This window comes from Bacillus sp. Root920 (assembly GCF_001429445.1).
Lineage (GTDB): Bacteria > Bacillota > Bacilli > Bacillales > Bacillaceae > Bacillus > Bacillus safensis.
In genome coordinates this window covers 622,316-648,300 of record NZ_LMJV01000001.1, presented here as the reverse complement: position 1 = coordinate 648,300, position 25,985 = coordinate 622,316, and the positions used below count along the sequence as shown (strand labels likewise).

Here is a 25,985-nt window from a genome sequence, read left to right as displayed (position 1 = left end):
TTTCTTGATTAAACGTTTGTTTAACATAGAAAAACCAGCTGCACACGGCAGCTGGCCATTGTTCATACCGTTTTTCCTTCGCCACTTGCGACGGCACCATTTCTCTTTTTTAAATCTTCTTCAATTTCTTCAAGACTTTTCCCCTTCGTTTCGGTCACCAAGTATTTCACAAATAAGAAGGCGCCTACGCCAATGACCGCATAGATGAGGAAAAGATTACTGATACCAATCGCGCTTAATAAAGCTGGGAATGTCAGCGAGATGATTAAATTTCCTGTATGAAGAAGGAAGGTCGAGACGCCTGTACCGATTCCCCGGACGTGTACTGGGAACAGCTCTGGGAGCATCACCCAAACGACTGGCCCCCAGCTGACAGCAAAGATGACGATAAAGAGACCTAAACAAATAACGGTTGTCCATCCTGCAGCTGTTGATCCTTCAAAAAATCGGTTGACCACTGACAGAACAATTAAACTAAGGACCATTCCTGCATTCCCAAATAGGAGCAGCGCTTTACGCCCTACACGGTCAATGATTTTAATGGCAACAAACGTCATGATGACATTCACTGCACCAATTCCGACAGTTCCTAAAATCGCTGCTGAATTCCCAAAGCCAACACTTGTGAATGTTTTTGGTGCATAGTAAATGATCGTATTTGTACCGATAAACTGCTGCAGAAAGGCAAGGCCGACACCGGCAATCAATGCTGGGCGTACCCATGGCTCAAATAATTCTTTAAAACCGCCTTTCTCTTCACTTTCCGCCTTTTGAATATCTGAAATTTCTTCTTCCACTTCTTGCTGACTTTTTCTGAGTTTAGATAATATCTCCTTCGCACGGTCAGCCTGTCCGTGGACAAACAGCCAACGGGGACTTTCCGGCATAAACAAAATCCCGAATAATAATAGAACAGAAGGAACAACCGCAATTCCAAGCATCAAGCGCCATGCCTCTGCATCCGCTAAAGCGTAGTTCACAATATAGGCAAGAAGAATACCAAATGTGATCATGAGCTGGTTTAAAGAGGACAGTGCCCCTCGTGATTCCTTTGGCGCAAGTTCAGATAAATATAATGGAACAATCGTTGTCGAGCACCCGACAGCAAGCCCTAGTACAATTCGGAATAAGACCATCACTTCTGTATTCGGTGCAAGAGCTGTACCAAATCCGCCGATAATAAACAAAATAGCTGCGGCGATGATGGCTTTTTTCCGCCCAAATTGGTCTGTCAGCTTTCCAGAAAGAGAGGATCCAAGCATCGCCCCGATTAAAATCGAGCTGACGACAAGCCCCTCCGTAAACGCGTTTAAACCTAAATCCTCTTTCATAAATAAGATGGCGCCAGAGATGACACCTGTATCATAGCCATATAAAGCACCGCCAAGGGCGCCGAAGAAATAAAGCCATCCATTCCGATTTTTCATTTACATAACCCCACTTTTGTCTCTGTACTCTTATGAAAAGTCATTTTCCTCACTTCCTGTCATTTCAAACATTTCGATGTTTTATGACAAATATATTTCATTTGTGTATCTTTGAAACTTTTTACGAGAAGAAAACGTCAATTAAGCGTTAGTGAAAAAAATGTCGCACTATATCCCGTTTTAAGGTATATTTGTTTTAGTTTGTAAGCAGAAAGAAGGACATCTTTACTATAAAATCATAGCGAGGGTTTAAAATATATGGATCAATCACGAAGTAAACGCAAAGGAAAAAAGCGTTTAAAACCATGGGTGAAAGTCACTCTTTTTATCATTAGTATTCTTTTACTGACAACTGCTTCAGTTACAGGCTATGCCTACTATAAAATAACAAATGCTGCCAAAAAGGCTCAAGTATCTCTTGATCGCGGCGCACAATCTGTGAAACGAATTGAAGCATTCGATCCAGGAAAAGACAGTTTTTCTGTCTTGCTGCTTGGAATTGACAGCAGACCGGGCGAAACAGTGAAACAAGCACGAAGTGACGCAATGGTTTTGGCAACCATTAACCGCACAAATAAAACCGTTAAATTATTAAGCATTCCTAGGGACTCATACGTTAATATTCCAGGTCACGGTTTTGATAAAATTACTCACGCACACGCATTTGGCGGTGCAGATTTAACAGTGAGCACAGTTGAAGATTTACTAGATATTCCGGTCGATTTTGTCATCCAAAGTAATTTCGTAGCGTTTAAAGAAATCGTCAACGAATTAAACGGTGTTCCTATTAACATCAAGGATGAGTATCTTGTGAAACAGATTAAAAAGGATACAAAAGGCAAGGTTGTGCTTCAAACTGGAACTCATACACTAGATGGTGATCAAGCGCTCGCATATGTGAGAACGAGAAAAGCAGATAGTGACTTAATGCGTGGACAGCGACAAATGGAAGTGTTAAAAGCCATTTTTGATAAATCAAAATCATTAACATCTATTCCGTCATACGACAATATCATTGATACACTCGGTGATAATGTGTCAACCACCCTTTCAATGAAGGAGTTAGTCGGTCTTTTCCCGCTTCTGACCTCATTAAAATCGGTTGATACCATTCAGCTTAAAGGATCTGATTACCAGCCAAACGGCGTTTATTATTTCCAATTGGATCAAAACCAGCTGAACGAAGTGAAAACTGAATTGAAGAAGCAGCTTGAATTATCATAAATAAAAGCGTCCCTAAGGGGCGCTTTTTCTTATTTCCTTGATCATTCACTCATTTTTGTTTAGCCTTGATAGTGAGGAATCAACCTTCCTTTTTTATGAGAATGAAGGAAATCGTACATACTTTGAAGAGACTATTGCATGAATGAAGGAGGATTTGACAGCGATGAAAAAAATGATTGCGATTGATTTAGACGGTACACTCTTAAATACAAAAAGTGAAATATCCGCTCAAAACCGTGAGGCATTGATTCGTGCAAAGGAAGCTGGATATATTGTGACCATCTGTACAGGGCGGGCAACTTTTGATGTAAAGGAGCTGCTTGGCGATTTAGACATCCCCATTATTGCGGCAAACGGCGGGACTGTCCATACAGAAGGATACGAGCTCTTCAGCCGTATCACATTGGACCAAGAAGCGGGCAAGCGGGCTGCAAAGGCACTAGTGGAACGAAACATTTACTTTGAAGTCTATACAGATGATGCTCTCCTCTCTCCTTTTGATGGAAAAGAGAAGCTGAAAGCAGAATTTGATCTGATCAAAAGCGCAAACCCAAATGAGGATCTCGCTGATCTATGGGAAGGAGCCATGACGCAATTTAAACAATTTGGCATCAAACCAGTGGATGATATCCGTGAGATTTTTGAGTCGAACGAACCGACCTATAAATTACTCTGCTTCTCGTTTGATATGAACAAACTGAACGAAGCACGAAATCTTCTGGCAGACATGCCCGAGCTTTCTTTGACCTCGTCTGGTAAACATATTATTGAGGTACTGCCAAAAGAGTCTGGAAAAGGACATGCCCTGAAAAAGCTCGCAGCCCATTATGGTGTAGACCGCTCACATATTTATGCAATTGGTGACAGCCCAAACGATCTTTCTATGTTTGAAGAAGCAGGCCACCGCATTGCAATGGGGAATGCTGTTGATGTCATTAAAGAAAAGAGCACCTTCATCACAAAAGGAAATCATGAAGACGGTGTCGCTTATTTTATTGATCTTCTTTTACAAAATCAATTCCATGAAAAAAAGACGCTTGTCTGATCAGCGCCTAGAGAGAAGTCCAGAAGTCCGATACAAGTATTGATCGGGCTTTTTCTTTATTTTTTGATTCTAACAGCCGTTTCATATTTGTCCTTCCAGTACGTACTTGTTTTCATATTGGTTAAAACAACACCGTTTGAGACCGTCACATGAATGACTTGATTTGATCCTGCATATATCGCCGGCATCAATGATGTCCCGCTGAAGAAGACAAGATCTCCTGGCTTAAGCTCAGAACGTTTCACAGGTGTACCTGCTTTGACTTGACCTGATGCATAGCGAGGCAGCTCAATGCCAAGCACTTCTCGATACACGTACTGTGTGAACCCTGCTGTATCAAATCCTTGCTTTGGGTTCGTACCGCCTTTGACATAAGGGACTTCGCCGATATACGTAGCGGCTTTTGATACGATAGGATCCTCTTTCGCAAGCTCCAGATCTGTTAATCGTTTCGCACCTGTCCATTTTTCGCGCCAATACGATTCAGACAAATAAGAAATTGTCACACTTTCAGAACGGCTCGCATGAATAAAGCGGTCGCCTCCAATATACATACCTACATGAGAAATTCCGGGCTTATATGTGTTACTAAAAAAAACAAAATCCCCAGGGCGGATATCGCCTAATGCCACTTTTTCTCCAACGATCCACTGCTGTTCAGCACTTCGAGGTAAATAGATTCCAAGCGATTTTTCAAATAAATACTGTAAAAATCCTGAGCAATCGAATCCAGTCTTTGGATCTGCGCCTCCAAACACATAAGGAATTCCCAAATAGGTTATCGCATCTTTCACAAGAGGATCATCAGAAATTTCTTGCGTGCCAGGCAGTCGTTTGACCGCATAAAATCGATCAGTCCAATATTTGCTTTTGCTGACATCTGTTTTCACCACACCTTGACTAAGCGTGATGTGGATCACCTGATTGTTCCCAGCGTACAACGCCACATGTGTTGGGATATCCTTCGTTTCTTCAAGGCTTCGGAAATACACAAGGTCACCGGGCTGCGCTTTATCCCATGATACCTCTTTTCCAATCTGATATTGGTCGATTACCTTCCGCGGCAAATCAAATGTTTCGGATGTCTTGTACACATATTGAATCAACCCAGATGCATCAAAGCCCGTTTTTGGATCGGTTCCTCCTTTATGATAAGGTGTTCCAATGAGCTTTTCCGCTTGCTCCAAAAGAGATGGTGTTTGAGCAGATACCGCTGATTGAGACATGAACATCAGCCCTACGAGCGCACACCCTCCAATCAACATTCCTTTCCATTTCATGATCCTTTCCCTCCTTTCTTCTATAGTTTCGTCATGACACCTTTCATTTTACACCGTATTTCGACAAAAAAAGAGCACGCGATGTGCGTGCCCTTTATCCTTTTTAGGTTATTTACCTGCTTCCGCTTTTGACTGCTTTTGCTGTTCAATTTTCTGCATTTCAACCGAAATCTTTTGTTTTTCGTGATCTGTCAGACTGTCACTAAATTTAAAAGCAGACATAAAGACAAAGACTAAAATTAACGCAACAAACGGCCAGCTTGCTTTTAGGAATTTCATTTCTTCTCTTTCCCTCCGTTTTCTTTTAAGTTTTTAACTTTATCAGCGTGATCTACTTCAAAGAAAATGTGTCCGTCTTTTTCTTTCCAATCCGCATTCGTTCCATTGGTCAGCATACGGATAATGGCTTTTGATTCTAGAGATCCTGCTTTTACTGGAGCAGGTGTTGCTTCTTTGATGTACATTGGGACAACTTCAAATGTCGCTTTTCCATCTTCATTCAGATGATACTGAACAAGTGCAGAATCACGTGTTCTTGACCAGCCTTGGTCAAAAATAAAGTTTCCTAGGCTATAGAAAATCGCCGTTCCGTTATAGACTTCCATTGGTTCAAGGACGTGCGGATGAGCACCGATAATGATATCGGCTCCGGCCTTAGACATCGCTCTTGCCAATTCTCTTTGTCTGTCGTTTACTTCATTGTTGTACTCCTGTCCCCAGTGAGCATGAACAACGACGAGATCTGCCTTTTCAGCAGCCTGCGAAATCATCGGAATAAAGATAGATGGATCGGCTGGCAGAATACCCGCCTGGCGATTCGTTGCTTTGAAATCTTTCCCATACACATCTGTAAAACCAAGTGTAGCAATTTTGACACCATTTACTTCTTTGTACGAAATGTTCTGCTTCGCATCTTGGAGGTTACGACCTGCACCTGTATAATCCATTCCATTTTGTTCAAAGGCATTGATCGTGTTGTTCAGTCCTTTTTCACCATAGTCTGCCGCATGGTTATTCGCAAAGTTTAAGACAGAGAAATTTAAATCCTTCAACGCTTGGACAGAATCTTCATCAGTTTTTAAATGAATATTCTTTTGCGCTGCCTGTTCTTTATCTGATGCGACAGGATGTTCAAAGTTACCTGTCACATAATCTGACACATCAAAATATGGCTTGGCATAACGAAAGAGATGCTCTTTTCCATAGCGGTCTGTTACTTTCTCTACGTTTCTTCCAAACATAATGTCACCGACAAACGAAGCGGTCAGGATGTTTTCTGGATTCTTTTGTACAGTTGGCACTTGTGCTTTCCCGATAAACGTAAATAGAAATGTACAAGCAATGACGATCGGTAAAGCAATGAGTACGTGTTTATTCGTCTTTTTCTTTTGATTCTTTGTGATTTTCAGCAGCTTTTCCTGAAAGCTCAATTTTTTATTCATCATTGGACACACCTTATCTTAAAATAGATAGTAAACATACATGATGGCAAATGTTGCACCACTTAGAAGTAACGTGCTTCCAAGGGTAATCGTAAGACCTTGCTTTTGAATCGTATTTGCAATCAATCCAGGGACGATGATTCCGATTCCGCGGAATTCTGCTATTTCAAATGGGACCACTGGATAGAAGAAATCAAATATCAGCTTTAAGGCAATCCCTGTAATCAGCATCGCTGCAAACTTTCTGCGTCCGTATAAAATCATGAATTTTGATAAGCCAAAGCGAACGATCACATACGTAAGCAAGCTGACAGATAAGACGACTAAAATGAAGACTGGCTGGTTAAATACGAGCGCCAGATAACCCGGAACAACAAGTCCAGCTGGTACGATTCCTGTTTTTTCTGCAAAGATTAAACTAAGTAGAACACCTAAAATTAACGAGATATAAAGATCTGATCCGAACATTTTCTATATTTCCTCCTAGCTGACAAGCTGCTTAATTTTGTATTCTTGAATTTTTTCGATTAACGGTTCAGCGGCACCATGGATATTGCCGACTCCATAAACCACTCGATTATGAAGCTTTTTCTCAAGCATATTCATAATTTCTTCTGTAGATTGATATTCAAGGTTGTGTAAGTGGTCAGCCGGAATTTTCCCTTCCTCATATGCCTTCACAATTGGATCAGTTGTTTCACCAATTAAGACAAGGTCACTTGCTTCAATATATGGAAGTACATCCTCCGCAAACTGGATCGTTCTATCTACCCGATCTGCACGGCAGTTCATAATAATAATCGGTTCATCTGTTGGATATCCAATTTCTTTCACACGCTTCCAAATGTTCAATGTAGATGCTGCGTCATTTGCCGCAAATCCATTTACAAAGTGTCCAGGTGTTTTCGCGTCCATTAATGGGAGAATTCTCATCGCTCCTGGATCAGGCGGCGCATTTAACATTCCTCTGAATGCCGTATCTTCATCAATCCCTAATGCTTGGGCAACACCAAGTGCAAGTGAAGCATTATCTGGGAAAACCATGTACTCAAATTTCCGCAAAAACTCATCGGAAATCTTGGAATTATCCGCAACAATGACTTCTGTGTTGCGTTTTTTCGCAATCTCTTTAAAGAAATCTGTATATTCACTATCCGTAATAACCAAGTGTCCATTGTAAGGAATTGTCGCTGTAAAGGCTTCTGCTATTTCATCAAGTGTCGGCCCCATAACGTCCATATGGTCTTCAAGAACGTTTACGATCACGCCAATATTTGCTTGAAGCAGCTCTTCCTGAAAGATAATTTGGTAATCTGGATTTACCGCCATACATTCACTGACGATGGCATTTGCTCCTCTTTCAACTGTTTCTCTCATAACTTCTTTCTGCTCTCCGATATTCGGTCCTTGCGGTTTCCTTTTAATCGGTTTCTCCTCTGGCGTATCCCAATAAATCATTCTTGCATCCGTTCCCGTTGTTTTACCGACAGTTTTATAACCTGCCTCCATTAAGATACCGGTTGTCAATCTTGTGACGGTAGACTTTCCGCGAATACCATTAATATTGACGCGCACCGGCAGGGCATCGATATTTTTCTGATGACGCTTCTTTTCAATAAAGCCAATCCCTAACATGATGACACAGGCTATAACGATTAACCACATCGCTATCTACATCTCCTTTTTTTATGAGTGTGATATGTAAATTCAATCAACAGTATATCTGTTCAGCATAAAATCACAATCGGTATTATGTAACATAATCTTTCACTTCCTCGTATGCCAAATTCCTCTAATCAGAAGGCTTTTTTGCCTACCCATCCTTTAAATGAAAAGGCCAAAAGGCGGACAAAAATCAATCTGAATTTCTGCTGAATTTATGAGAAAGCGTTACCATCAATGATCCGAAAATCTTTTGTCCTTTTCTCCCTAAATTTTTTGACAATTATTAAGATGTATTTTGAATCAATGTTTTAAAGCCCGCTCTTCTCTATAACATCAGTCATATCAGCGCTTTAAATGAATAGTGCGTGTTTTGGAATGTTTTATATTTTTGAACGAACAGGTTAGAAAGTCATCCTCATTGGTCAGATTGCTATGTGTTGACCTATGACAAAGGTCACCTCTAAAAAAATCAAGTCATCTGCTTATTTTTAGGTCACAAAAAATTGGGATAAGATGTAAATATTTGATCATTTCGGTGTACCTTCTCTTTACGATATTCGCACCTTATGACCTAAACAATGAAACATTATTCATTTGTTTTTATCAAGATTCATCATTTCTTAACATTTTTAATATGAATTTAGTTGAAAGTTGTCAGCTTATGTCATGCTTTCCCCAAAGGAGACGAATAAAATCCGCTTCTCCGCTTACACTATGGGTAAAAAATCTGTGAGAGGAGGCTAAAGATGCCAAACACCAATGAGCAGACACGCCTGCATTTTTTATCAGGCAGCTTCGAGGAAAAAATCCGTATCCTAAAAAAAACATTTCAGCAAAGCGGCGATTTTGAATACCGAGAGTTAATGGTGAATGAAACAAAATCTGTGCTGTTCTTTATTAAAACAAGAATTGATGAAGGCAAATTAAATGATTTCATTATCGGTAACTTATTAGGCTCTCCTGGAAAGCAGAATTATATAAAGTCTCTTAGCACACTTGAAACAGGCGACTTGACGCTGATCACAGACAGTATTATTGCGGGAAGTATTGCCTTTCTTGATGAAAACTCCTCGCAAATCAAGCTGTTTGCTGTCGGACAGCCGCCGCTGCGCTCTATTACTGAACCGTCTTCTGAAAGTATTATCGCGGGTGCACATGACGGGTTTGTTGAAAGTCTTGATACCAATATCTACTTACTGCGTTCGCATTTAAATGATCGGAAACTCGCCATTCAATATCATAAGGTCGGTACAAAATCGGAAACAAAGCTTGCAACGGTTTATATATCTGATATTGCCAATCAAGAAAAGGTCGAAGAAGTCAACAGACGGATTTCTTCTATTAAAGTAGACACACTGATAAGTCCTGGCTCTATCGTTGAGGCAATTGAGGAAGATTCATATTCTATTTTCCCGCAGCTGATTGATACAGAACGTCCGGACAAGGTAAGATCTGCGATTCTTGAAGGGAGAATAGTCGTACTCATGGATGGCAGTCCAATGGCCATTATTCTGCCTATCACGTTCTTTAGTTTTTTTCAGTCGCCGGATGATTATAACAGCCGCTGGATTCCTGCTACGTTTATTCGTATTCTTCGTTATCTTGCCTGCATCATCGCAGTCATATTGCCATCTTTTTATATTGCTGTTATTGCGTTTCATTATGAGGTTGTCCCAGATGAACTAGCTATTACGATGAAGAACTCTATTATTGGCATTCCCTTTCCTCCATTGATTGAGGCTATGCTCATGGAGATCACAATTGAACTTATACGTGAGGCTGGGGTGCGTCTGCCTAAACCCATCGGGCAGACCATTGGCATCGTAGGAGGTTTGGTTATTGGGGATGCGGTTGTACAAGCAGGACTTATTTCGAATGTCCAAGTGATTGTAGTCGCTGTGACGGCTGTCGCTTCATTTGTACTTCCGTCGTTTGAAATGACGTCCACCATCAGGATGCTTCGTTTCCCGCTCATGTTTATGGCATCGATGTTTGGATTTATTGGCATTTCATTTGGGCTCGCCATTATTCTCATGAATTTATGCCGCCTAGAATCACTAGGGGTGCCATATTTATCACCTGTTGCTCCATTTAACTGGCAGGACTTAAAAGATACTGTGGTTCGACTCCCAATGTGGATGTACAAAAACCGCCCTGTTTATTTAAATCCGCAAAAGAACAAACAAATTGAACAACTGAGAGGGTGGAAAAAGAAAAATGAAAAATAAAATATCTCCACCTCAAGCTGTTTTTTTTATCATCCAATCTCAAATTGGTGTTGGTATTTTAGCGCTCCCCCATTTGCTAATGAAAGACATGGGACACGATGGCTGGATGGCAATAATTGTCGCGTGTTTTTTTATCCAAATCATCAATACCATTTTTCTTTATATCATCTACAAGTATCCAGAAACGTCATTTTTCCAAGCACTGATTGAGGTCTTTGGAAAATGGATTGGACGCACCTTGGTTGTGCTCTATACGGTATACTTTGCCTCGGTCTGCATCGTAGTCCTTTCTATATTCACAAGGATTCTTGGCATATGGGTGCTCCCGCTCACACCAAACTGGGTGATTAACCTATTACTGATGATATGCATTATCTATATCTCAAAGGAGCAAATTACAGCCATTGTCAGGTTTAATTTTATCTTAACTCCCTTTTTGCTCATGCTCTCTCTATTGATGTTCTATTCATTGAAAGGAACCAATATTGATTACCTTCTGCCCTTTTTCCAAACAGATATTTCTCAATTTCAGCTTGGATTGAAGGACGTGGTGCTGTCAATGAATGGATTTGAGATGATTTTAATCATCTCTCCACTGATGAAGGGCACCATTAAGGAACGATATAAAGTGATGACCATTTCAAATATATGTACGACGCTTTACTACCTATTTATTACATTAATTTGTTTTATGTTTTTCAGCCCAGCTGAGCTTGATGTTATCCCGAATCCTGTTTTGTATCTATTAAAAACCATTACATTCGGTGTCATTGAGCGCACGGATTTAATTTTTCTAAGCTTTTGGGTCTTTGTCATTTTAGCCACACTGAGTAATTATCTGTACTTTTGTGCAAATGGTGTGTCCAGTATGCTGAAGAAAAAAAATCACAAAAAATATGTCTACTATTTTGCCATTTTGATTTATGCTGCAAGCTGTTTTCTTTCAACTGATAACTTTAGAATTCAGCGCTTCAATGACTTTACTACCGCTGCACAATATTCATTTATATACACACTTCCGATCATGATGGCCGTTATCATCTTTATCAAACACCGCAAAAAGAAGGTGAAATCACATGCATCATAGGTACATGTTGACACTGCTTATCTGTGTTTCCCTCATTTTCATGCCTGGCTGCTGGGATCAAAACCTATTAAAAGACATCTCTCTCGTATTAACTTCAGCTGTTGATCAAGGAGAGGATGACAATGCGAGATATTCGATTACCTATCGAAAGGTGCAGCAGTCTCAAAGTATGCAGCAAGGGAATTCAGGCAGCTATTTAACCACTGTTCTCACAACCGATGCGCCTACTTTAAGAAAAGCAAGAAGCAACTTTAGCCGGAGTGTAGACCAAAAAATTGATATGTCTAAAATGAGGGTCCTGCTGATCGGTGATGAATTTGCCCAAAACCGGCTGCTCCCTTACTTAGATATGTTTTATCGCGATCCCAAAAGCCCTTTGCTCGCAAACTTGGCAGTGGTGCAAGGCGGGAGTTGTGTGGACTTAATCAATTCTCTGCTCAAGGAAAAACTCATTGTGAGCGACTATTTAAACAACCTGATCACTTCTGCATCACGCTCCTCACAAGTTGCACCTAAGAACATTCAAAATATCCGGTCCAAAATGCTGCAAACCGGCGAGGATTTCACACTGCCATTACTCTACTACGATAAATCAAAAAAGTTAACGAGTGTAAGGGGGGTCGCCTTATTTGATAATGAGAAAAAGAAAGGTGAACTTTATGCGCAAGATGCCATTCTGCTCACCATCATGGATGGAAAAATGGGCAGTTATGCAAACTTCACAAAAAAAGTAAGAAGTGATATGAAATCAAAGGAGAACAATTACATCAGCATTCAAGTTACCGATACAAAAAGAGACATTAAAATCGTCAATCCTGATCATCGAAACGTAACCTTCTCTCTTGAGTTTGAATTCAATACCTCTGTTATTGAATATCCGAAAGATAATTTAGATACAGACAAGAAAATTAAAATGCTAAATAAAAGGCTGTCAGCTATTTTGACTAAAGATGCCGAAAGAGTCATTGCGGCCCTGCAAGAAGCAAATTCTGACGTCCTAAGCCTTGGCAGAAAATATAGGGTAAAACACTATGATGAATATATGAAAATGAACTGGGTCACCGATTATCCGAAGGTGAAAATCATTCCAAAAGTGAAAGTGAACATTACACAAACAGGTATTATTAGTTAAGAAAAGGAAGAAGCCTTCTTTCTTTTCTTTTTTTATTTTTTTTAGATTGTCATTTCGATGCTTTCGTGATAATCTATGTGTGTAAACGGTTACACATTCATGAAGGGAGGCTCTCCATTGGCTACAATTAAAGATGTCGCAAAAGCTGCACAAGTGTCTGTTGCCACTGTTTCACGCGTGCTCAATGATACTGGATATGTTCATTCAGATACGAAAACCCGCGTGACGCAAGCGATGCAGGAGTTGAACTACTTTCCCAATGAAGTGGCTAGATCCCTTTTCAAAAGAGAATCACGCTTAATCGGCTTAATCTTGCCTGATATCACAAACCCCTTCTTTCCTCAGCTTGCTAGAGGCGTTGAGGATGAGATTCATGCGCACGGTTTTCGGTTATTATTCGGAAACAGTGATGAAGATCGAGAGAAAGAAATGGCATACTTGCAAACCTTTAAACAAAATCAAGTGGTCGGTGTCATCGCGGTCACAAATGAACCTGAGTCAGATATATACAATGATGATGATCTGCCTGTTGTGTTTTTAGATCGAACGGTTCCACATGCACCTTCTGTTTTTGCAGATGCTGCAGCTGGCGGGAAAATGGCGGCAATGGAATTAATCAGACGCGGCAGCCAGCAGATCACACTGTTAAAAGGACCTGCCCATCTGCAAACAGCGCGGCAGCGATTCAAAGGCGCACTCGATGTTCTCACGGAAACAGGTGTCGACTTTCATGTGATGTCTAATGCTTCCTTTTCCTTTCAAGAAGCTCGAAAAAGTGCCAAGGCCCTTTTCCAGCTGTACCCTGAAACAGATGGGATCATTGCCAGCAACGATATCGTCGCAACAGCGGTCATCCATGAAGCGCTTCGAATCGGAAAAGCGATTCCAGGAGACGTTCAAATCATTGGATTTGATGATATTCCGCAAAGTGAGCTGCTCTTCCCTTCCTTATCGACCATAAGGCAGCCCGCCTATGAGATGGGAAAAGAAGCGGCACAGCTGTTAATCAAAGCGATTCAGAAACAACCGATAGATCAACCAGTTATTCAAATGCCCGTCTCTTTTATTGAACGAGAGACCACAAGAAAGGTGGATTCACAATGAGTCATATTGTTGTAGTAGGAAGCTGTTCAATGGATTTAGTCGTCACTTCAGATAAACGGCCAAATGCCGGTGAAACGGTTTTAGGCGAATCGTTTAAAACGGTCCCAGGCGGGAAAGGTGCCAATCAGGCAGTCGCAAGCGCCAGACTAGGTGCCGATGTATATATGGTCGGCCGAGTTGGTGATGACGCTTATGGCCATGATATTCTCAGCAATTTACAAGCACAAGGTGTCCGTACCTCATATATGAAACCGGTTACCGAAATGGAGAGCGGCACAGCTCATATCATTTTAGCAGAAGGTGATAACAGCATTGTAGTGGTCAAAGGGGCAAATGACGAGGTTACTCCTGACTATGTAAGTACTGCTCTTTCTACAATTGATGATATTGGGATGGTTCTCATCCAGCAGGAAATACCTGAAGAAACGGTCGAAGCGGTCTGCGCCATTTGCAGTGAAAAAGAAATCCCTGTCATTTTAAACCCTGCACCAGCCCGTAAAGTATCGAAGCAGGTTTTAGATCAGGCTGCTTACATTACACCGAATGAACATGAAGCTGTTCTGATGTTTGATGGTCTGCCAATTGAAGATGTCTTGCGTCAATACCCCAACAAATTACTAGTCACAGAAGGAAAAAATGGGGTTCGATACTTTGATGGAACGAAAGACGTGTTGGTTCCAGGCGTTCCTGTCGAAGCAGTCGATACAACAGGAGCTGGCGATACCTTTAACGGAGCCTTGGCTGTCGCTCTAACAGAAGGCAAATCCCTCTATGACGCACTTGCCTTTGCCAACCTTGCAGCATCAATGTCCGTCACAAAGTTTGGCGCACAAGGCGGCATGCCAACAAGAGAAGAATTGGAGAAAAAGAAATGAAAAAAAACGGCATCCTAAACAGCCATATCGCCAAGGTGCTTGCTGACCTTGGCCACACAGATACAATCGTCATCGCAGACTGTGGTCTTCCTATCCCAGAAGGTCCAGTCAAAATTGACCTAGCATTATCAATCGGCACACCATCCTTTCAGGAGGTCACCTCCCTCCTTCTTCAGGAAATGGCCGTTGAAAACATCACTGTAGCTAGTGAAATCAAAGAAGCCAATGAACGAGATCATTTATTTCTTAAGAAAGCGCTCTCAAAACCGTTACATGAAGTAGACCACGAGACGTTCAAAGACATGACCAAACAGGCAAAAGCAGTCATTCGAACGGGTGAAGCCACCCCATACGCAAACTGCATTCTTCATGCCGGTGTCATCTTTTAAAAGGAGGAGCCAGATATGAACATAGAGATGCATAACATCCATAAGGCTTTTGGAAAAAACACCGTTCTCTCCGGGGTCTCCTTTGACCTCGTCACAGGTGAAGTCCACGCACTCATGGGTGAAAATGGTGCGGGAAAATCAACTTTAATGAATTTGCTTACAGGTCTTTATTCTTTAGATCAAGGAACGATACAAATCGACGGGAAAGAAACCGCTTTCAAAAATCCGAAGGAAGCGGAGCAGCACGGCATCGCCTTCATTCATCAGGAGCTCAACATATGGCCGGATATGACCGTCTTGGAGAATCTATTCATCGGGAAAGAAATCTATACGAAACTCGGACTGCTAGATACTAAGAAAATGAAGACCCTCGCCCAAACGCAGCTGGACCGTTTGTCTGTGAATCTCTCACTTGAACAAGAGGCAGGCAGCTGTTCTGTTGGACAAAAACAGATGATTGAGATTGCAAAAGCATTAATGACCGATGCAAAGGTCATCATCATGGATGAGCCGACAGCAGCTCTTACGGAACGGGAAATCGAGAAGCTCTTCCAGGTCATTGAATCTCTCAAAAAAGAAGGCGTTTCCATTGTCTATATTTCTCACCGTATGGAGGAAATCTTTGCAATCTGTGACCGGATTACGATCATGCGTGATGGGAAAACGGTCGATACGAAGGCCATACCAGAAACGAATTTCCATGAAGTCGTCAAAAAAATGGTCGGCCGTGAATTGACAGATCGATATCCTGAGCGAACGCCTTCTACAGGAGACATTGTCCTTGAGGTGAAACAAGCAACGAGAAAAGGACAATTTCAAGATATCAGCTTCTCAGTTAAAGCTGGAGAAATCGTTGGTGTTGCAGGCTTAATGGGTGCTGGCCGGACCGAAATGATGCGGTCGCTCTTTGGCCTTGATCCTCTTGATCAAGGAGAAATATGGGTTCATGGAAAAAAGGCTGTTATTAAAAAACCAAGTGATGCCGTCAAGCTCGGCATCGGCTTTATCACAGAGGATCGCAAGGATGAAGGATTGATGCTTGATGCATCCATCCGAGAAAACATCGGTCTGCCAAACTTAAAAAGCTTCTCTCCAAAGGGACTGATTGATAAGAAAACAGAACAGGATTTTGTCGACCTTCTCATCAAACGACTGACGATTAAAACGGCTTCCTCTGACATCTCTGCCCGAAGCCTGTCTGGGGGAAATCAGCAAAAAGTCGTCATTGCCAAATGGATCGGCATACAGCCGAAGGTCTTGATTTTAGATGAACCGACACGAGGAGTCGACGTCGGAGCGAAACGAGAAATCTATCAGTTAATGAATGAGCTGACCGATCGAGGCGTTGCCATTTTAATGGTCTCCTCTGAGCTCCCAGAGATACTCGGGATGAGCGATCGAGTGCTCGTCATTCATGAAGGAACCATCAGCGGAGAATTAGACAAAGCAGAAGCAACGCAGGAACGAATTATGACACTAGCTACAGGAGGGAAGTAACATGAAACCACTTACTTCAAATGGACGATTTGATCACATCATGCAAAAGCTTGGGCCATTCTTAGGACTCATCATCCTTGTCGCCATTGTTTCTATTTTAAATCCGGCCTTTTTAGAGCCATTAAACATCTTAAACTTACTGAGACAAATCTCCATTAATGCCCTCATTGCCTTTGGCATGACGTTTGTTATTTTAACTGGAGGTATTGATTTATCAGTCGGTGCTATTCTTGCACTATCCAGTGCCCTGACTGCCGGCTTTATCGTTTCTGGCATGGATCCGATTTTAGCCATTATCGTCGGCTGTATCATCGGTGCCGTTCTTGGGATGATCAACGGTCTTTTAATCACAAAAGGCAAGATGGCTCCATTTATCGCAACGCTTGCCACGATGACAATTTTCAGAGGTTTGACACTCGTTTATACAGATGGAAACCCGATTACTGGGCTTGGCTCTAACTATGCCTTTCAGTTATTCGGCCGCGGATATTTCTTAGGCATTCCTGTTCCAGCGATTACGATGCTTCTCACCTTTATCGTACTTTGGGTACTGCTTCATAAAACACCTTTCGGCAGAAGAACATATGCCATCGGCGGGAATGAAAAAGCGGCTCTCATCTCAGGAATCAAAGTACCACGCGTGAAAATTATGATCTATTCATTAGCAGGCTTCATGTCTGCCTTAGCAGGTGCAATCTTAACATCTCGCCTAAATTCAGCGCAGCCAACAGCTGGTACGTCCTATGAGCTTGATGCCATTGCTGCCGTCGTACTTGGCGGGACAAGCCTGTCCGGCGGAAGAGGAAGAATTGTCGGCACACTCATCGGGGTGCTCATTATCGGTGTCCTGAACAATGGTATGAACTTACTTGGCGTTTCATCATTCTATCAATCTGTTGTGAAAGGGATTGTCATCTTGATTGCAGTCCTATTAGACAGAAAGAAATCTGCTTAAGGAGGCAGCCGCTATGAAAAAATATCTTATTCTCATCCTGACTCTCTCATTGTTCATGCTTTCTGCCTGCTCACTTGAACCACCGGAGTGGGCCAAGTCATCAAAGGATGGCAAGAAAAAGGACATCAAAATTGGGCTGTCGATCTCGACGTTAAATAACCCATTCTTCGTTTCTCTGAAAAACGGTGTGACAAAAGAAGCGAAAAAGCTAGGCATTGAAGTCGTGATTGCAGATGCACAAAATGATTCAGCTAAACAAACAAGTGATGTTGAAGACCTTATTCAGCAAGGCGTCGACGCATTGCTCATCAACCCAGCCGATTCATCTGCCATATCAACCGCTGTCGAATCAGCAAACGCTTCTGATATACCTGTCATCACATTAGACCGCTCAGCCGAAAGTGGAAAGGTAGAAGCACTTGTCGCCTCAGATAACGTCAAAGGCGGAGAAATGGCAGCTAAATTTATCATTGACAAGGTTGGCAAAGGAGCAAAAGTCGCTGAATTAGAAGGCGTACCAGGCGCTTCCGCTACACGTGAGCGTGGAAAAGGATTCCATCAAATAGCGGATAAAGATCTAAAAGTGACAGCAAAACAAGCTGCCGACTTCGACCGGACAAAAGGACTGAATGTCATGGAAAACCTCCTTCAAGGAAACCCTGACATCAAAGCCGTTTTTGCCCACAATGATGAAATGGCACTTGGCGCACTAGAAGCGATTCAAAGCTCTGGGAAAGACATTCTTGTCGTTGGCTTTGATGGAAACGAAGATGCACTCAGCTCAATCAAAGCAGGAAAGCTCTCTGCAACAGTCGCGCAGCAGCCTGAGCTGATCGGTCAACTTGCAGTCGGTGCTGCAAACGACGTATTAAAAGGGAAAAAGGTACAAAAGAACATCGCAGCTCCACTCAAACTAGAACAGAAGAAATAAACAGAAAACCCCCGATTTCCCTCGGGGGTTTTCCTATTACTGTGGTCTTTTCAGCACAAATGACGTGCCTAAATGGGCATAATCATTACCTGCTAGGCGAGCGACTGGTTTCAGTTCATTAGTAGAAACATAGCCTTTTTCTGCATCATAAACACCCTCATCTAAATGTGCACATACAACCCGGCCAATGATATGATCAACTGTGATCTCCCCTTCATCATTTTGAAAGGTCAGATGTTTTTCCAGCTGACATTCAAAACGAATGCGCGCTTCCTTGATTCCCGGCACTGAAATGACATGACTCTCTACTTGATGAAGTCCGGTGCGATCCAGCTCACTCTCTTCCCGAGGCAATGTAGCAGCTGTTTCATTAATATCTTCTATCATGTCTTCATCACTCACATGGACGACAAACTCTTCCCTGTCAATGATATGCTGCGCAGTATCTTTCATCTGACCATCACGTCGTCCGATAGAAACCGCAATGAGCGGCGGGTGTCCGCTGATGACATTAAAGAAACTAAATGGTGCGGCATTGACAACATCTTCTTTAGACAGACTTGTAATAAACGCTATCGGTCTTGGAACGATAGAACCAGATAATAATTTATATGCCTCTTTTCGTGACAGCTGATCCATTTGCAATGTAATCAATTCAGGTACGCCTCCTTTTAATGTAACGACATCATACCATAACCTGTTCCCTACACCTCTTATTCCAGCTCGGTGCGATGCAGGATATGGTGAACAAGATGAAATAAAGCAGGATTATGATTTTCCCGTCTATAGGAAATCGTCCATTCCGCCAGAAGCTGTTCATCCTCAATGGCCCGATATACAACATCCAGATTAAATAAACGCCGGGCTGATTTTGGAATCACTGCAATACCGATCCCTGCTGTGACGAGGCCAATGATCATTTGATATTCCGCCGCTTCCTGCACGATATTTGGAGAAAACCCGTACTTTTCACATAGCAGGACAAAGTGCTGATAAAGAGACGGCCATGATTCCTGTGATAAAGAAATAATCGGTTCATGACGGATATCTTCAATCGCGACCGTCTCTTTATTAGCCAAACGATGATTTTTTGGAATCGCAAAAATACATTCACTTTGCTTCATCAAACGACTCACTAATTCTTCATGCGGCGGTGTAGGATGTAAAAAACCGATATCAATCTCACCATTTAAAAGTGCCTCTAGCTGCTGCGGAACAGAAAGCTGCTGCAGCTCAATACTGACAGAAGGATACAGCTCCCTGAATTCACGTACAACGGGCGGCAGAATATCGTACGTCGCCGTTCCAACAAAACCTATGATGATTTTCCCCAGCTCTCCTCTTGCTGTATGACGGGCATGATCAACGGCTTTATCAAGCTGCTGCAGCACTCCCCGAATCTCATGTAAAAAGACCTTTCCAGCTGCTGTTAGCTCCACTACCCGCTTCGACCGGTGAAATAAAGGAAAACCCAATTCTTCCTCAAACTGCTTAATTTGCTGACTAAGTGGAGGCTGTGTCATATTCAACCGCGCGGCTGCTCTGCCAAAATGCAACTCCTCCGCTACTGTGACAAAATACTGCAAATGTCTCAGTTCCATCCTTTCACTCCTCACACACTTATTCGTGAAACATATCAAAACCACGTTAAACATATATTGGAAAATTTATTTTATGAAATGTATAGTAAATCATATCATGAAAATATATTTTCATAAAAAATTTTACTTGCCGAAAGGAGTGCGGGGTAAATGAAATCTCAAGCACAACCCCTAACAAGACGAGGAGCAGAGTTGATTGTTGATACGCTGATTGCTCAAGGTGTGACCCATGTTTTTGCGATTCCAGGTGCAAAAATTGACGCTGTATTTGATGTATTAAAAGACAGGGGTCCAGAGCTTGTCCTATGCAGACACGAACAAAATGCAGCCTTTATGGCAGCTGCTGTCGGACGTTTAACCGGCAAACCAGGTGTTTGTCTCGTCACATCAGGTCCTGGTGCATCTAATTTAGCAACAGGTCTATTAACAGCCAATACAGAAGGTGATCCTGTTGTCGCAATCGCCGGAAACGTCATTCGTGCAGATCGTCTGAAACGAACACATCAATCACTCGACAATGCGGCATTATTCAAACCAGTCACAAAATATAGCGTTGAAGTACAAGACGTTCATAATATACCAGAAGCATTAACGAATGCTTTTCGCGCGGCACAAAAAGGGCAGGCTGGAGCAGCATTTATCAGCTTTCCACAAGATGTCGTGACAGAACACACCACACAAACACCAGTGTCTGCTCACCCTTCTCCAGAATTAGGTCCTGCACCAGATGCTCTCATCAGTTCGGCTATCGCCAAAATTCAAAATGCACACTTACCTATTGCGATTGTGGGAATGAAAGCTAGTCGTCCAGCTGCTGCAAATGCCACAAGAGCATTATTAAAAACACTTGGTATCCCATTTGTTGAAACGTACCAAGGAGCCGGCGTTCTCTCAAGAGAGCTCGAGTCTCAATATGTAGGCAGAATCGGCTTATTCCGTAATCAGCCGGGTGATCTTCTCATTGAACATGCAGATGTCATTTTGACCATTGGCTTTGATCCAATTGAATATGATCCGAAGCATTGGAATCTTCAGCCGCAGCAGCGTCAGATCATCCATGTTGATGACATGCAGGCAGATATTGACCATTTTTATGAGCCAACGCTTGAGCTTGTAGGCAATATTTCTGAAACCGTCAAACATCTAGCGCATGACAGTGTTCCCCTTTCTCTAAGTAAAGAGAACATAGAATTAGTCACTGAATTACAGGAACTATTAAGCGACATCGAAAAGACACCAGAAAGAGAAAGTCATCGATCTCACCCTCTGGATGTCATTCATACATTGAGACGTCTGATTCCTGATGACACGAAGGTCACGTGTGATATCGGATCTCACGCGATTTGGATGTCCCGTCACTTCCGCGTCTATGAACCGAATTCATTCCTGGTGAGTAACGGCATGCAAACATTAGGCGTCGCATTACCATGGGCAATTGCGGCTTCTATCATGAATCCAGATGAAAAGATTATCTCGGTCTCAGGTGATGGCGGTTTTCTCTTCTCCGCAATGGAGTTAGAAACAGCAGTCCGGAAGAAAACAAACCTCGTTCACCTTGTTTGGAACGACAGCACATACGACATGGTCGCGTTCCAGCAGGAAATGAAATATGACCGTACATCCTGCGTTGAATTCGGGCAGATCGATTTAGTGAAATATGCGGAAAGCTTTGGAGCGACTGGACTAAGGGTCAGCTCACCTGAGGAGCTTTCAACCGTCCTTCAAAAGGGTATAAACATAGAAGGACCCGTGATTATTGATATTCCGATTGACTATCAAGACAACCCTGACCTCGCCAGTCAAAAATGGCCAGAAGTCTTTCGCAAAAAACATGCAATGAACGTCAGATAAGACTTCGATACATTACATTAAAGGAGTGAGCGGTTATGGGTATGATGCACCCAATGAATCAACAGAATGACACAAGACAGCATGACAAACAGCAAGAGGTCTATCAAGTATCGACAATGACCTCCCTGCTGGAAGCCGTATATGATGGAGATTTCTCCCTCGCACATATTCCTGAACACGGTGATTTTGGCATCGGTACATTCAATCAATTAGATGGAGAGCTGATCGGCTTTGACGGCGCATTCTACCGGCTGCGCTCGGATGGAACAGCGACACCGGTCACCAATCAAGATTATTCACCTTTCTGCTCTCTAGCATTCTTTGAAACAGATATCGTTCATCGAATTGATGCACCTATGACATCCAAAGAGCTGGAAGAAGAAATTGACCGCATTTTGCCAAGTAAAAATATCTTTTATGCGGTCCGCATTGATGGATCATTCAAAAAGGTTCAAACACGTACGGTTGAAAAACAGGAAAAACCTTACGTTCCGATGGTAGAAGCAGTCAAGTCTCAGCCTATTTTCGACTTTGAGGATATTCAAGGTACGATCGCAGGCTTCCGTACACCGCAGTATGCACACGGCATTGCGGTGAGTGGATATCATCTTCATTTTATTGATGAAGATCGAAGTGTTGGTGGACACGTATTTGATTACACCGTTGATCAAGTCACCATCCGCATTTCTCAAAAACGCCATATGAATTTACATCTGCCAAATACGCAGGAATTCTTCCAAGCAGACATTGATCGAGCTGACCTTGCACAGCAAATTGCCAGTGCAGAAAGCAGCCCGGATCAATAAATGAAAACACCCCGATGAGATCGGGGTGTTTTTTTATGCATAAAGATAATTTCTTACATGCAATGTTTTCGTTTCGATAGTAAATGATAAATCATCCGTTCTATTCGTAATAAAATATGATAGAATATCAACAGAAGAAAGGTGGTTATACGGTGTCAAAAGACTATAGCATTCCAAACCTAACATTAGACGAAAGAGATAAACAAATTTTATCCCTATTACACGAGGACGGGCGCATGTCTTATACAGATCTTGGCAAACAGGTCGGTCTGTCACGTGTTGCCGTACAAGCCCGCATTCAGCAGCTCATTGAAGCAGGAGTCATTGAACGATTCACCGCTGTAATTAACCCCGCGAAGGTCGGCATTCATGTCTCTGTCTTCTTTAATGTAGAGGTAGAGCCGAAATTTTTAGAAGCGGTGGCCCTTCAGCTTGAAAAGGAAACGGCTGTCACAAGCCTTTATCACATGACAGGACCAAGCAAGCTGCATATGCATGGCATTTTTCAACATGAACAGGAAATGGAGACTTTTCTGACAAAAAAGCTATACCCGCTAGAAGGCGTTGTCAGTGTGGACTGCCAAATGCTCATTAAACGATACAAAAGCCGCATGGGCATGAAATTGTAGACAGGAGTTGAACCACTTGCAATCATATATCGAACTCATTATCGCTATGGTGCGAACCGGTATTCTCGGTTTTGGCGGAGGCCCTTCCGTCATACCGCTTATTCGCCATGAAGCGGTGGTGAATTACCAATGGATCAACGATGACGAATTCGGAGAAACACTCGCCATCGCCAATGCCTTACCAGGCCCGATCGCTACGAAAATGTCAGCATACCTCGGCTATCGATTAAAGGGCGTATCTGGCGCAATTGTCGCCACAGCTGCTCATATTTTACCAACATGTCTCGCCATGGTAGCCCTTGTTACACTTGTCAGCGTTTTAAGCTCCTCACAAATCATTCAAAATATGATTGGCGCTGTGACCCCTGTCATTGCTGTTCTGTTAGGTATCATGGCATATGAGTTTGGACAAAAAGCGCTGAAAGGCTTCGGCATGATCTTCGGGATCGTTCTATTTCTTCTTGCCTTTATTGGGCTGCAAGTGCTGTCCATTCATCCAGGAATTATTGTCATGATCTTTTTACTTTATGGCGCCTTTCATTTTAAACTGAAAAATCGCTGGAATCGGCCAAATAAAGAGAAAGGAGTGTCTTCATGATGCTGATTCTCTTTTTATTCTGGGCATTCTTTTTATCCAATCTATTAGGATATGGCGGTGGCCCTGCATCCATCCCGCTCAATTATGAAGAAATCGTCAATCATTTTCATTGGATGACGAACGAAGGATTCTCCAATATGCTGGCTTTAGCCAATGCACTGCCGGGGCCAATCGCTACAAAGATTGCAGCATATGTCGGCTATGACGTCATGGGCTGGCCAGGCTTTATCGTGGCACTGCTTGCAACTGTCCTGCCATCCGCTGTTGGGCTGATTTTATTGCTCAAGCTGATTGACCGCTTTCGTCAATCTCCCGTCGTAAAAGGCATGACCTTATCCGTTCAGCCTGTCATTGCGATGATGATGCTTTTATTAACATGGGAAATCGGCGGAGATGCTGTGAAAGCCATCGGCTGGACGCAATCGCTCGCCATTGCTGCGATCTCCTTTTTCTTGATGACCAAATTCAAGCTGCACCCTGCCTTTCTTATTGTGGCTGCTTTCTTATATGGCGGATTCATTCTGCCGCATTCATAAAAACCGATAACATTCACTGTTATCGGTTTTCTTTTACATATAAATTGGAGAAATTGATCTGCGCCCAATCGAATGATACTCGATCCCTGCTTGTTCTGCCTCTTCAAGTGTATGACAGTTTCGTCCATCGAAAATAAGCGGCCGCTTCATCCATTTCTTATAGGAAGCGAGTGGAAACGACTGAATATCCGCCCACTCTGTTAATAGACAGACCGCATCGGCATCCTTGATCGCTTCCTCAATCGTTTGAGCAAATAAGACTTGATCCGGCAGCTCGCGAGCTGCACGCCGGGCAGCAACAGGATCATATGCCACAAGCTTCGCACCTAATTGATGGAGCTCATGAGCGATCGGAATAGATGGCGCCTCCCTCATATCATCTGTATTCGGTTTAAAGGACAGACCAAGAAGCGCAATTCGCTTCCCTTCAAGAGCTGCCCCCAGCCGCTCCTGAATATTGCGGATAAAACCTGCCCGCTGCTCATTATTTACTTTGATGACAGCCTTTAACAGCTCAAAATCATGGGACACATGCCCTGCAATTTGGACAAGGGCATTTGTATCCTTTGGAAAACAAGAGCCTCCGTAGCCAATGCCCGCTCTGAGAAAGGAAGAACCGATCCGCTGATCAAGCCCCATTCCCTGCGCCACCCATTCAACATCAGCCCCTGTTTTTTCACAAATGGAGGCAATCTCATTCATAAAGCTGATTTTTGTCGCCAGAAATGCATTTGATGCGTACTTGATCATTTCAGCACTTTTACGGTCTGTTTTCACCAATGGAAGGTGGAAATCAGCATACATGTCCTCTAGCTTGTCTAATATGGCTTTTGTTTCAGCTCCAATCACTAGCCGATCCGCCCTTAATGTATCTGAAATGGCAGAGCCTTCCCGTAAAAATTCTGGGTTAGATGCAATCGCTAGCGGCTCCTTCCGTCCTAATTCTTGATGGATCAACTGATCGATTTGATCACCCGTTCCGACAGGCACCGTACTTTTCACCACAAGAATCGCCCCTGACTTTGCTTTTAAGCCCATCTCTTTCGCAGCCTGAAACACATACTGTAAGTCAGCTTGGCCATCTGCCTGCTGCGGGGTGCCGACTGCAATCATTAACACATCAGCCCGCGGGTAGACTTCCGCTCCATTTATGTGAAAATGAATTCGTCCCTGCTCAAGGTTGCGTTTCAATAACTCTTTTAACCCGGGCTCATACATTGGGGGGGTTCCCTGTTTCAGCTGCATGACCTTTCGGCGGTCAATATCAATACACGCCACATCATGACCTGCCTCCGCTAAACACACACCTGTCACAAGCCCCACATACCCACAGCCTGCAATCGCAATATTCATGACTCCATCAGCTCCCCATACTCCTTATGCTTGTAATGACATCGTATGCCGGGAGCGTTCATTCCATTCTTAAAAGCATACAAAAACCCCCTGCCATCACTAGCAGGGGGTCACTTTTATGAAACAAGACCATTTCGAATATGAGCAATCAGATTTTCAAGCATTTCTTTTGTTGTGACATCATTTGAATTTTCACCAATATCATGAGCGTACATCAAAATCTTTAAAAACTCTTCTTGATTTAAACCCTTATTATCCATGTCTGTATCCTTTCGATTCCACTAATTTCATTATTATATGCTGTAAGGTTGGTTTATGCAATACTCTATT

General features: G+C 42.7%; 26 protein-coding genes. 16 read left to right on the top strand and 10 right to left on the bottom strand.

What is annotated here, in order from left to right:
* Positions 1-62: 62 nt before the first annotated feature.
* A complete protein-coding gene (locus ASE42_RS02955) occupies positions 63-1,427 on the bottom strand; it encodes a sugar porter family MFS transporter (RefSeq protein ID WP_056765614.1) in 1,365 nt (454 codons plus the stop codon).
* A 258-nt stretch (positions 1,428-1,685) separates the two neighbouring features.
* On the opposite strand from ASE42_RS02955, the gene ASE42_RS02950 reads away from it, so the two are divergent.
* Positions 1,686-2,651, top strand: a complete 966-nt coding sequence (locus tag ASE42_RS02950) for an LCP family protein (RefSeq protein ID WP_025093927.1) — start codon at positions 1,686-1,688, stop codon at positions 2,649-2,651.
* A 163-nt stretch (positions 2,652-2,814) separates the two neighbouring features.
* Positions 2,815-3,696, top strand: a complete 882-nt coding sequence (locus ASE42_RS02945; RefSeq protein WP_025093926.1) for a Cof-type HAD-IIB family hydrolase — start codon at positions 2,815-2,817, stop codon at positions 3,694-3,696.
* Between the two features lie 56 nt (positions 3,697-3,752).
* Here the strand turns inward: ASE42_RS02945 and ASE42_RS02940 are convergent, their stop codons facing one another.
* From ASE42_RS02940 to pgsB, 5 genes are all read right to left on the bottom strand, one after another.
* Complete coding sequence (locus ASE42_RS02940; protein ID WP_056765613.1) at positions 3,753-4,976, bottom strand: C40 family peptidase; 1,224 nt, start codon at positions 4,974-4,976, stop codon at positions 3,753-3,755.
* A 108-nt stretch (positions 4,977-5,084) separates the two neighbouring features.
* Positions 5,085-5,255, bottom strand: coding sequence for a hypothetical protein (locus tag ASE42_RS19020; protein WP_087976066.1), 171 nt, complete (start codon positions 5,253-5,255; stop codon positions 5,085-5,087).
* The gene (locus ASE42_RS02935) at positions 5,252-6,418 is read right to left on the bottom strand and encodes a CapA family protein (protein WP_024423669.1); all 1,167 of its coding nucleotides are present in this window, start codon (positions 6,416-6,418) and stop codon (positions 5,252-5,254) included. Before ASE42_RS02935 ends, ASE42_RS19020 begins: the two co-directional genes overlap by 4 nt.
* Positions 6,419-6,436: 18 nt before the next feature.
* Entirely contained in the window at positions 6,437-6,886 is a 450-nt protein-coding gene (gene pgsC / locus ASE42_RS02930) for a poly-gamma-glutamate biosynthesis protein PgsC (protein ID WP_007497520.1), read from the bottom strand.
* A 15-nt stretch (positions 6,887-6,901) separates the two neighbouring features.
* Positions 6,902-8,083 carry a poly-gamma-glutamate synthase PgsB gene (gene pgsB, locus ASE42_RS02925; RefSeq protein ID WP_024423670.1) on the bottom strand — a complete coding sequence of 394 codons (1,182 nt, stop codon included), beginning with the start codon at positions 8,081-8,083 and terminating at the stop codon, positions 6,902-6,904.
* A gap of 746 nt (positions 8,084-8,829) precedes the next feature.
* On the opposite strand from pgsB, the gene ASE42_RS02920 reads away from it, so the two are divergent.
* From ASE42_RS02920 to rbsB, 9 genes are all read left to right on the top strand, one after another.
* Positions 8,830-10,311: a spore germination protein gene (locus ASE42_RS02920; RefSeq protein ID WP_024426302.1), complete on the top strand. Its 1,482-nt coding sequence runs from the start codon at positions 8,830-8,832 to the stop codon at positions 10,309-10,311.
* The gene (locus ASE42_RS02915) at positions 10,301-11,398 is read left to right on the top strand and encodes a GerAB/ArcD/ProY family transporter (protein ID WP_056765612.1); all 1,098 of its coding nucleotides are present in this window, start codon (positions 10,301-10,303) and stop codon (positions 11,396-11,398) included. The genes ASE42_RS02920 and ASE42_RS02915 overlap by 11 nt, the downstream gene beginning before the upstream one ends.
* A complete protein-coding gene (locus ASE42_RS02910; protein ID WP_056765610.1) occupies positions 11,388-12,530 on the top strand; it encodes a Ger(x)C family spore germination protein in 1,143 nt (380 codons plus the stop codon). Before ASE42_RS02915 ends, ASE42_RS02910 begins: the two co-directional genes overlap by 11 nt.
* 117 nt (positions 12,531-12,647) lie before the next feature.
* On the top strand, positions 12,648-13,634 hold the full coding sequence (locus ASE42_RS02905; protein ID WP_056765608.1) for a LacI family DNA-binding transcriptional regulator: 987 nt from the start codon (positions 12,648-12,650) through the stop codon (positions 13,632-13,634).
* Positions 13,631-14,509 (top strand): ribokinase, encoded by an 879-nt coding sequence (rbsK, locus tag ASE42_RS02900; protein WP_056765606.1) that lies wholly within the window; start codon positions 13,631-13,633, stop codon positions 14,507-14,509. The genes ASE42_RS02905 and rbsK overlap by 4 nt, the downstream gene beginning before the upstream one ends.
* Positions 14,506-14,898 carry a D-ribose pyranase gene (rbsD, locus tag ASE42_RS02895; protein WP_025093920.1) on the top strand — a complete coding sequence of 131 codons (393 nt, stop codon included), beginning with the start codon at positions 14,506-14,508 and terminating at the stop codon, positions 14,896-14,898. The genes rbsK and rbsD overlap by 4 nt, the downstream gene beginning before the upstream one ends.
* 15 nt (positions 14,899-14,913) lie before the next feature.
* Positions 14,914-16,395, top strand: coding sequence for a sugar ABC transporter ATP-binding protein (locus ASE42_RS02890; RefSeq protein ID WP_056765604.1), 1,482 nt, complete (start codon positions 14,914-14,916; stop codon positions 16,393-16,395).
* A 1-nt stretch (position 16,396) separates the two neighbouring features.
* The gene (rbsC, locus tag ASE42_RS02885; protein ID WP_024423678.1) at positions 16,397-17,350 is read left to right on the top strand and encodes a ribose ABC transporter permease RbsC; all 954 of its coding nucleotides are present in this window, start codon (positions 16,397-16,399) and stop codon (positions 17,348-17,350) included.
* A gap of 13 nt (positions 17,351-17,363) precedes the next feature.
* Positions 17,364-18,281, top strand: a complete 918-nt coding sequence (gene rbsB / locus ASE42_RS02880) for a ribose ABC transporter substrate-binding protein RbsB (protein WP_024423679.1) — start codon at positions 17,364-17,366, stop codon at positions 18,279-18,281.
* 36 nt (positions 18,282-18,317) lie between these two features.
* Here the strand turns inward: rbsB and ASE42_RS02875 are convergent, their stop codons facing one another.
* Together ASE42_RS02875 and alsR are read right to left on the bottom strand one after the other, a co-directional pair.
* On the bottom strand, positions 18,318-18,935 hold the full coding sequence (locus tag ASE42_RS02875; protein WP_024423680.1) for a flavin reductase family protein: 618 nt from the start codon (positions 18,933-18,935) through the stop codon (positions 18,318-18,320).
* Between the two features lie 59 nt (positions 18,936-18,994).
* Positions 18,995-19,882, bottom strand: coding sequence for an acetoin biosynthesis transcriptional regulator AlsR (gene alsR / locus ASE42_RS02870; protein ID WP_056765603.1), 888 nt, complete (start codon positions 19,880-19,882; stop codon positions 18,995-18,997).
* 150 nt (positions 19,883-20,032) lie between these two features.
* Here alsR and alsS point away from each other — a divergent pair, with 150 nt between their 5' ends.
* The 5 genes from alsS to ASE42_RS02845 all read left to right on the top strand — a co-directional run bounded on the left by alsS (position 20,033) and on the right by ASE42_RS02845 (position 24,302).
* On the top strand, positions 20,033-21,733 hold the full coding sequence (gene alsS, locus ASE42_RS02865; RefSeq protein ID WP_056765596.1) for an acetolactate synthase AlsS: 1,701 nt from the start codon (positions 20,033-20,035) through the stop codon (positions 21,731-21,733).
* A 35-nt stretch (positions 21,734-21,768) separates the two neighbouring features.
* Entirely contained in the window at positions 21,769-22,539 is a 771-nt protein-coding gene (budA, locus tag ASE42_RS02860; protein ID WP_024423683.1) for an acetolactate decarboxylase, read from the top strand.
* Positions 22,540-22,691: 152 nt separating this feature from the next.
* Entirely contained in the window at positions 22,692-23,168 is a 477-nt protein-coding gene (locus ASE42_RS02855) for an Lrp/AsnC family transcriptional regulator (RefSeq protein ID WP_024426311.1), read from the top strand.
* Between the two features lie 16 nt (positions 23,169-23,184).
* Positions 23,185-23,766, top strand: coding sequence for a chromate transporter (locus ASE42_RS02850; RefSeq protein ID WP_082580655.1), 582 nt, complete (start codon positions 23,185-23,187; stop codon positions 23,764-23,766).
* Positions 23,766-24,302, top strand: a complete 537-nt coding sequence (locus ASE42_RS02845; protein ID WP_024423686.1) for a chromate transporter — start codon at positions 23,766-23,768, stop codon at positions 24,300-24,302. The genes ASE42_RS02850 and ASE42_RS02845 overlap by 1 nt, the downstream gene beginning before the upstream one ends.
* Positions 24,303-24,335: 33 nt before the next feature.
* Here the strand turns inward: ASE42_RS02845 and ASE42_RS02840 are convergent, their stop codons facing one another.
* Complete coding sequence (locus tag ASE42_RS02840) at positions 24,336-25,655, bottom strand: UDP-glucose dehydrogenase family protein (RefSeq protein ID WP_056765595.1); 1,320 nt, start codon at positions 25,653-25,655, stop codon at positions 24,336-24,338.
* Between the two features lie 116 nt (positions 25,656-25,771).
* Positions 25,772-25,915 (bottom strand): hypothetical protein, encoded by a 144-nt coding sequence (locus ASE42_RS19015; protein WP_003214884.1) that lies wholly within the window; start codon positions 25,913-25,915, stop codon positions 25,772-25,774.
* Between the last annotated feature and the right edge of the window lie 70 nt (positions 25,916-25,985).

Bases quoted from the DNA above. Each gene is read 5' to 3' on its own strand.
- ASE42_RS02955 (WP_056765614.1), bottom strand. From the start codon at position 1,427: ATGAAAAATCGGAATGGATGGCTTTATTTCTTCGGCGCCCTTGGCGGT.
- ASE42_RS02950 (WP_025093927.1), top strand. From the start codon at position 1,686: ATGGATCAATCACGAAGTAAACGCAAAGGAAAAAAGCGTTTAAAACCA.
- ASE42_RS02945 (WP_025093926.1), top strand. From the start codon at position 2,815: ATGAAAAAAATGATTGCGATTGATTTAGACGGTACACTCTTAAATACA.
- ASE42_RS02940 (WP_056765613.1), bottom strand. From the start codon at position 4,976: ATGAAATGGAAAGGAATGTTGATTGGAGGGTGTGCGCTCGTAGGGCTG.
- ASE42_RS19020 (WP_087976066.1), bottom strand. From the start codon at position 5,255: ATGAAATTCCTAAAAGCAAGCTGGCCGTTTGTTGCGTTAATTTTAGTC.
- ASE42_RS02935 (WP_024423669.1), bottom strand. From the start codon at position 6,418: ATGAATAAAAAATTGAGCTTTCAGGAAAAGCTGCTGAAAATCACAAAG.
- pgsC (WP_007497520.1), bottom strand. From the start codon at position 6,886: ATGTTCGGATCAGATCTTTATATCTCGTTAATTTTAGGTGTTCTACTT.
- pgsB (WP_024423670.1), bottom strand. From the start codon at position 8,083: ATGTGGTTAATCGTTATAGCCTGTGTCATCATGTTAGGGATTGGCTTT.
- ASE42_RS02920 (WP_024426302.1), top strand. From the start codon at position 8,830: ATGCCAAACACCAATGAGCAGACACGCCTGCATTTTTTATCAGGCAGC.
- ASE42_RS02915 (WP_056765612.1), top strand. From the start codon at position 10,301: ATGAAAAATAAAATATCTCCACCTCAAGCTGTTTTTTTTATCATCCAA.
- ASE42_RS02910 (WP_056765610.1), top strand. From the start codon at position 11,388: ATGCATCATAGGTACATGTTGACACTGCTTATCTGTGTTTCCCTCATT.
- rbsK (WP_056765606.1), top strand. From the start codon at position 13,631: ATGAGTCATATTGTTGTAGTAGGAAGCTGTTCAATGGATTTAGTCGTC.
- rbsD (WP_025093920.1), top strand. From the start codon at position 14,506: ATGAAAAAAAACGGCATCCTAAACAGCCATATCGCCAAGGTGCTTGCT.
- ASE42_RS02890 (WP_056765604.1), top strand. From the start codon at position 14,914: ATGAACATAGAGATGCATAACATCCATAAGGCTTTTGGAAAAAACACC.
- rbsC (WP_024423678.1), top strand. From the start codon at position 16,397: ATGAAACCACTTACTTCAAATGGACGATTTGATCACATCATGCAAAAG.
- rbsB (WP_024423679.1), top strand. From the start codon at position 17,364: ATGAAAAAATATCTTATTCTCATCCTGACTCTCTCATTGTTCATGCTT.
- alsR (WP_056765603.1), bottom strand. From the start codon at position 19,882: ATGGAACTGAGACATTTGCAGTATTTTGTCACAGTAGCGGAGGAGTTG.
- alsS (WP_056765596.1), top strand. From the start codon at position 20,033: ATGAAATCTCAAGCACAACCCCTAACAAGACGAGGAGCAGAGTTGATT.
- budA (WP_024423683.1), top strand. From the start codon at position 21,769: ATGGGTATGATGCACCCAATGAATCAACAGAATGACACAAGACAGCAT.
- ASE42_RS02845 (WP_024423686.1), top strand. From the start codon at position 23,766: ATGCTGATTCTCTTTTTATTCTGGGCATTCTTTTTATCCAATCTATTA.
- ASE42_RS02840 (WP_056765595.1), bottom strand. From the start codon at position 25,655: ATGAATATTGCGATTGCAGGCTGTGGGTATGTGGGGCTTGTGACAGGT.
- ASE42_RS19015 (WP_003214884.1), bottom strand. From the start codon at position 25,915: ATGGATAATAAGGGTTTAAATCAAGAAGAGTTTTTAAAGATTTTGATG.